The organism is Achromobacter veterisilvae (genome assembly GCF_900496975.1).
GTDB classification, from domain to species: domain Bacteria; phylum Pseudomonadota; class Gammaproteobacteria; order Burkholderiales; family Burkholderiaceae_B; genus Achromobacter; species Achromobacter veterisilvae.
Window position 1 is genome coordinate 1 of sequence record NZ_UFQC01000082.1, and the last position, 6929, is coordinate 6929.

A 6929-nucleotide genomic window follows, 5' to 3' on the forward strand; every position below is an offset into this window, starting at 1 on the left:
GCTGGGCCGGACCTTGTCGGAACTGACCGGCATCGCCTGGGGGCCGCCCATGCCGGCCGAACCGGCCGACGACCCGCTGGGCGGACAGGCGCTGCCGGAGGGCCTGCGCAGCCTGTTCCTGGAGTCCTGTGAAACGTCGCTGTCCGCGCTGAAACAGGCGCAGCAGGACGGCGACGCCCAACGGCTGCGGGCGGAACTGCATTCGCTGAGCGGCATGCTGGGGGTGTTCCGCATGCGGAACATGCGCCACAAGCTGGTCGACGTGGAAACGCGGTTCCAGCAGGGCGATGTCGACGCCTCGCATGCCGTCAAGCTCCTGCTCGAAGAGCTGGAGGCCGGCCTGCGGCGCGCGCGCGTGGCTCCGGAGGCCCGGGGCCCGACGCGGCGACGCCGCGTGTAAGGGCCGCCCGCCGCGGCCTTTCCCGAACGCCCGTCCATCGCGGCGCCGATCGTTCCGCGCCGCTGCCCGGGCGCTTGTTTTTTTTGCAGTCCTTAACGATGTGCCCGGGCTTTTCGTACTGGTCTGAGTTTCAACGCGCGCTGCGATTCCTACCATGCTCATGGTGCTGGAAACGGCCCGTTCTTTGGTATCTGAAGACGAAAGAAGCGGTTTATTTCCATCGATGACAGGTACCCATTTTCTTCTCTACACACTTACACGAAATCATGAAAAAACATCTCTTGAGTCTCGCATTGCTGTCCGCGATGGGCCTGTCCACGGCACACGCCGCCCAGGGCGCCAGCGGCACCATCAATTTCTCCGGATCCGTCGTCGCGGATACCTGCGTGGTTTCCGGCGGCGGCGCCGCCGGTTCCGGCACCGGCACCATCAACGTGGACATGGGGTCGACGGCCATCGGCCAGATCGGCAAGGGTTCGTCTCCGAAAGAGGCGGCGCATCCGGGCTCGACGCTGGCGCCGGAAGGCAAGGATTTTGAATTGCTGGTGAACTGCGCCGACGCGGCGGGCGTGGACAACTACACGCTGAAGATTTCGCCCGCCATTGCCTCCGGCAAGCACATCGGGACGGCCACCGGCCAGGTCGCCATCGCCCTGTTCGACACCTTCCTGGACAACACCGGCGTGGCCCTGGATTTCACCACCGGCTCGGTGTCCGGCACCACCGCGATCAGCGCGGGCCCCACTCCGGCGACCGGACCGCTGCAACCCCAGCTCTCCGGGGACAAGAAGTCGGCCACCTACCACCTCAGGGCATACGTGGTGACCGCCAATGGCGATTCCACCGCCAGTATCAGCGGCCATAGCTACACCGCCGCGGCGTACTACACGCTTTCCTACAACTGATCCACAAGGTCGTTTTTCGCCAAGCGTTATGGGGGAGGCCGCGGCATCGCGGTCTCCCCCGATAACGGCTGTTCCGGAGCCCCGCATGTCCGCTATTTTTTCCACCCTGCGCCGCATTTGCGGCCCCGCGCTGATCGCGGCCGCTTTGGCTGGCGGCTCCAGCGCCCACGCATCCATTTCCTTGAGCACCACGCGCGTGATCTTCGACGGCCGTAACAAGGAAGCGTCCGTTGTCGTCAGAAACGGCAAGGCCAACATCCTGGTCCAGTCCTGGGTCGAAAGCAATACCGAAGGCGACCTGGGCGAATTGCCCTTCGCCGTGAGCCCGCCGCTGGCCAAGATGCTGCCCGATTCGCAGCAGCTTCTGCGAGTGTTGTACGCGGGCGGAAAGAACTCCTTGCCGCAGGACAAAGAGTCCGTGCTGTGGCTGAACGTGCAGGAAATCCCCGAAGCCGTGCCTGGGGAGAACGTGCTGCAAATGGCGATACGCCAGCGCATCAAGCTGTTCTTCCGTCCGCCGGGCCTGCAAGGAGCCGCCGACGACGCGCCCGCGGCTTTGCAATGGAGCATCGTGCAGCAGCAGGGGAAACCCATGTTGCAGGTATCCAATCCCAGCGCCTTCCACGTGTCGTTCTCCCACATCGCCATCGGCTCCGGCGCTCCCGTCGCGGTGCGCGTCATGGTCGCGCCGGGCGAAACGAGCAGATACGCGCTCGGCAAGGAAGTTTCGCCGGGCTCGACGGCCCTGGCGTTCTCCGTGGTCAACGATTACGGGGGCGTCGATGAATACAAGGCGCGCCTGTCCGGCGCGGATCCCGTCAATGCGGCCGCGGCCAAGGCGCCGAAGTAGTTTCTTCGCCCCGGGGCCAGCGGAAGACCGCTGAGTGGCCGAAGCGTTCGGGGGGAGGGTGAAAAACCATGTGGTAGACACGATGAAATCCTGGAATTCCAATTCAAATCGCACCGTCCATGGTGTGATCGCAGGTTTCTTGAGCCTGGGCCTTCCCACGTGGGCGGCCGCCACCGGCACCGCCAAGCCTTCCACGGCCGTCGCCGCGCTTGGCCAGACCGAGCAGCCGGGCGATCCGTCCGGATTCAGCATGGCCTTCCTGCAAGGCGCCTACCAGGCCGCGGACGTCAAATCGCTGCTGCTGGGCAGCGAGGTGATGGCCGGCACTTATCGCGTGGACATCTATACCAACGGCGATCCGGCGGGCCGCCGGGACGTGACGTTTTCGGTCAACCCGGGCACCGGACAGGTGGAACCCTGTTTTACGGCCGAACTCTTGACGCAGGCCGGCGTGGATATCCGCAAGCTCGAAGCCCAGGGCAAAGCCCTGCAAGGCGCCTGCCTGCGCCTGCCCGAACTGATCGAGCAGGCCAGCGCCCACTACGATGCGCCGCGCCTGCGCCTGAACCTCAGCGTGCCGCAGGCCTACATGTCGGCTTCGCATCGCGGATACGTGGACCCCTCCCTCTGGGAAGATGGCGTGCCCGCCGCGTTCGTGAACTACAGCCTCAACAGCCGCAGGGGCTGGTCCACCCGCACGGGCGGCAGCAACGACCGTTCCACGAGCGTGGGACTGCAAATGGGCGCCAACCTGGGCGCCTGGCGGCTGCGCAACAATTCCTACCTGACCACGGGCAGCCGCCAGTCCACGCAGTTCCAAAGCCAGAACACCTATTTGCAGCGCGGGCTCAATGCCATCAAAAGCCAGCTCCAGATCGGAGAGACCTACACCAATTCGCCCTTGTTCGACGGTGTGCAATTCCAGGGCGTGCAATTGGCGTCGGACGAGGCCATGCGGCCCGACAACGAGCAGGGCTATGCGCCGGTGATCCGCGGCAGCGCCGAGTCGAACGCCACCGTCGAAGTGCGGCAGAACGGCTACCTGATCTATAGCGCGACGGTCGCGCCGGGGCCGTTCGAGATCACCGATCTGTCGCCGTCAGGATCCAACGGGGACATGGAAATCACGGTCATCGAGGCCGACGGCAGCCGGCGCGTGCAGCGCCAGGCTTTTTCCAGCCCGCCGCTCATGGTGCGGGAAGGGCGCGTCCGCTACGATGGGGCGTTTGGACGGTTCAAGCGGAACGGCAGCGGCGGGGAACGGCCTATCTTCGGTAGCGCGTCCCTGCTCTATGGCGTGTCCGGCAATGTCACGCTGGCCGCGGGGCTGCAGGCTTCCGCCGGCTACCAGGCCTATTCGCTGGGCGCGGGCGTGAATACGCGCGCCGGCGCGGTTTCCCTGGATGCCACCCATTCCATCAGCAAGAACGACGGCAAAAGCCTGTCCGGCGACAAACTGGACCTGCGCTACGGCAAGTTCCTGGAAGACACCAACACCAACGTTTCCGTCAACTATCAGCGCAGCCTGAACGACGGCTTCCGCAGTCTGTCCGACCATGTCTACGCCAAGAACCGGTCCGACGGCGTGGATCCGTACGCCTCGCGCTACGGCTACACGCGTTCCCGCGTGGATGCCTACCTGGCGCAGAACCTGGGGCAGGGCAACCGCTATGGAAGCCTGTACCTGAGCGGTTCGGACGCGCGCTATTGGGACGATTCCCGGTCGCGCAGCCTGTCCGTCGGCTACAGCAATTCGCTGGGCCGGGTGTCGTACAACCTGGGCTACAGCCACATGCGCAATGTCAACGGCGGACCTTACGGGAGGCGCTACAGCGACAACCTGATGTCGCTGACGTTGTCTTTCCCGCTGGGTTCCGGCGCGGGGGCGCCGCAGGGATACACCAGCCTGAACCGCCAGGGCTCCGGCTCATCGGTGCAGGCGGGCGTCGGCGGGCAACTGCCGACGGAACGGGACATCGGCTACAGCATTACCGCCGGCCGCGGCATGGATGGCGGCGGCAGCGGTTCGGCCGCGGCCAGCACGACCACCTCGTTCGCGAGACTGGGCGCGGGCTACAGCTATGGCAACCACTACCATGCGACGACGTTGTCGGCCAATGGTTCGGTGGTGGCGCACGGAGGCGGCGTCAACCTGGGCCAGTCGGTGGGCGACACCTTCCTGCTGGCCAAGGTGGATCCGCCGGTGGCGGGCGTCGGGCTGTCGAGCTACGCGGGCGCGGAAACCGGCCGCAACGGCTACGCCGTGGTGCCCAGCGCCACGCCGTTCCGCAGCAACTGGGTCGGGCTGGATACGCGCAAGCTGACGGCCGAAGTCGAGTTCGACAACGCCATGCAACAGATCGTCCCCACGCGCGGGGCGATCGGCCAGGTGACGTTCAAGGCCGACACCGGCCGCCGCGTGCAATTCGAACTCACGCAGCCCGACGGAAAGCCGATGGCGTTCGGCGCGACGGTCGACGATGCCGACGGCAACCGCCTGGGCATCACCGATCCGCGCGGGCGGGTGCTGGCCATGCTGTCGGAAGACAAGGAAAAGGGCGAGCTGCTGGTCCGCTGGAACGAACTGGAATGCCGGATCCCCTATGCGCTTCCGGCCAGGACGGAAGGCGAAAACTACCAGAGGATTTCGTTGAAGTGCGATAGCGCCCGGGCGATCGAACGCAAGAATCCGCCTCGCCAGGGGCCGTTGGTGGGCCAGGACCCTTCGACGAAGAAGCTGTAGGGGCGCGGCGGACGGCTTCCGCCGCGCCTGCGCAAGGCAGCGATCCCGCTTGCGAAAAAAAAACCCCGATCAGGGAAAATGATCGGGGAAACGGAAGGGAACGCTCCCCGCCCGGGAGTGGACGAAGAGCATGAATATCGTAGCCCCGCGGGGCCGGACAGACTATCTGACAAGTATGAATTCCGCCTGCCGCCATCCAGCGGCGGCCGGGAACTCAGGGGTACACGATCGTGACCGTGGCCTTCGCCTTTACGGAACCCGCTTCCGCAACCGGCGGCGTGTCGGGCAGACGCACATACTGTGCCGTGAACTTCATGTTGTACGACGCATTCTTGGGCGCGCTGGCATTGCCGTACTTGATGGGATTCGTCGCCGTGGGCGACGGCAGGCTGCTGCCCACCGGCTGCGGCAAATAGACGATCGGATTCTGGGAGGCCGGGGTTCCCGAGGAGACGTCGGCGTCGCGGTACAGGCGAATGCCCACATTTCCCCTCTCGGGCTTCAGGTAGTTCACCTGCGCGCCGGTGCCCTGGGGGTCGGAGAAATACATGGAAAAAGTGGCGCCCGCCGCGCAGTTGTTCGCAATCAGGGAGAACGTTGCCTCGTTTTCCGTGCCTTCCTCGCGGGGGCGGCCCGCGGCGACGACGCGGCTCGCGTTGACGCCCAGGAGATTGACCGTCTGGTTCAATGAGTTCGTGTCGAACTGGCAGGTAGGATAGTTCGACGGCAGTTGCACGGACTCCAGGTTGCCCAGGTTGTTGTTGGCCATGTAGGTGGGGGTGAAGCAGTCTATGCCGGATTCCCCGTCGTTGGTGGTGTTGTCCGGGAAAGAGCCCAGGAAAACATTGATGAGGGGGCCTTGGTTCAGCCGCAGAGCGTCCTGGGTGAGATAGCTGCTTACGTATCCATCGGGATTCTGGAGAACGATTTCATATCGGCCCGTAATGGTCAGGGTGGCGGTGATCCGTTTTACCTTATCGTCGTTATCCTTGTGGGCCACGAAGAATCTGAACCCCCCCGTATATTTGTTGGGCTCGAGCATGACGGGAAACTGGACCCCGGTATCGACATCCGGATCCAGATTGCTGGTCGTGATGCCGGTGACGATGAATCTGCCGCCGAGCTTGGGGTAATAGTTGAGAAGACTGGACCGCGTGGCCGTGTCCCAGGGAACGTTGCCCCAGCTAGGTTCCGTGATGAATATCCGGTCGCTCCGCAGGCCGGTACCGCCTGGATTGGGAGCCTGCTTGCCCACCGACCTGAGCTGGTTGATCGTTATGTTCAACCGCATGTCATGGGTCGCCAATACGGCGCCTTTCGTGAAGGTGGGGGAAGCCGGCAGATTCCAGAAGGAAACGCTCGAGAACATGCCGGCGGTCGACGTGATCGTGCAGGACGCGTAGGCGGCATGCGCCGGCGTGGCGGGGAGCAGGCCGGCCGTCAGCGCGACGCCGCCCAGGATCGTATTCAGTCTCGCGCCCCGGCCGCGTTTTCGCAGGCCGAACCCTTTTTTTCCATGTATCAATTTCGTGCTCCTGGTGCCGTTTCCGTGTACGGATTCACGGCGCGTCATCGCGATCGCGCCCTATTGGACGAATCTTAGAAGCGCGACGCACAGGCGGATATCGGACAAGTTCTAAAGCGGAGCGGTCCGATTGCCTCTACGTTCCCGGGGGCAGGTGCTGCTCCATTTGGCGCAAGGCGTCGCAGAGCCGGTCGATGGCGGCGGCATTGGCCGCGATGCCCGTCTGTCTGACCGCCTGGTCCAGTTCGCTGCAATCCCGCGCCACGTCATGCACGCGGAAGACGTTCAGCGCGCCGCCTAGCGAGTGGAGTTCCGCCAGCAGTTGCGCCGTGTCGCCTTGGGCCTGGGCATGGCGCAATGTCTCCAGCGAGGCCTTGCAGGATTGAAGGAACGTTTGCCTGAGGGCGTCGAGTATCGCCTGTCCGTCCTTCAGGTCTTCGGCGGAGCCGGTTGCCGCCGGCGATTCCCAGGCGATGCCGGTCAGTTCCGACAGGGTTCGGCCCAGT

Annotated in this window: 6 protein-coding genes; 4 read left to right on the forward strand and 2 right to left on the reverse strand. The window is 64.6% G+C overall.

Features of this window, described 5'->3' with window-relative positions; all coding sequences use genetic code 11:
- The 4 genes from AVE30378_RS32240 to AVE30378_RS32255 all read left to right on the forward strand — a co-directional run.
- Positions 1–400 (forward strand): Hpt domain-containing protein (locus AVE30378_RS32240; protein WP_165360359.1); only part of this gene is annotated, 400 nt, incomplete at its 5' end.
- A gap of 266 nt (positions 401–666) precedes the next feature.
- A complete protein-coding gene (locus AVE30378_RS32245) occupies positions 667–1305 on the forward strand; it encodes a fimbrial protein (RefSeq protein ID WP_129247239.1) in 639 nt (212 codons plus the stop codon).
- An 85-nt stretch (positions 1306–1390) separates the two neighbouring features.
- Positions 1391–2155 carry a fimbrial biogenesis chaperone gene (locus tag AVE30378_RS32250; protein ID WP_129247241.1) on the forward strand — a complete coding sequence of 255 codons (765 nt, stop codon included), beginning with the start codon at positions 1391–1393 and terminating at the stop codon, positions 2153–2155.
- Positions 2156–2294: 139 nt separating this feature from the next.
- Positions 2295–4898 (forward strand): fimbria/pilus outer membrane usher protein, encoded by a 2604-nt coding sequence (locus tag AVE30378_RS32255; protein WP_208742487.1) that lies wholly within the window; start codon positions 2295–2297, stop codon positions 4896–4898.
- Positions 4899–5112: 214 nt separating this feature from the next.
- Here the strand turns inward: AVE30378_RS32255 and AVE30378_RS32260 are convergent, their stop codons facing one another.
- Both AVE30378_RS32260 and AVE30378_RS32265 read right to left on the reverse strand, forming a co-directional pair.
- Positions 5113–6423 (reverse strand): fimbrial protein, encoded by a 1311-nt coding sequence (locus AVE30378_RS32260; RefSeq protein WP_165360360.1) that lies wholly within the window; start codon positions 6421–6423, stop codon positions 5113–5115.
- A gap of 136 nt (positions 6424–6559) precedes the next feature.
- A partial coding sequence (locus tag AVE30378_RS32265; protein WP_165360361.1) for an Hpt domain-containing protein occupies positions 6560–6929 on the reverse strand: 370 nt, incomplete at its 5' end.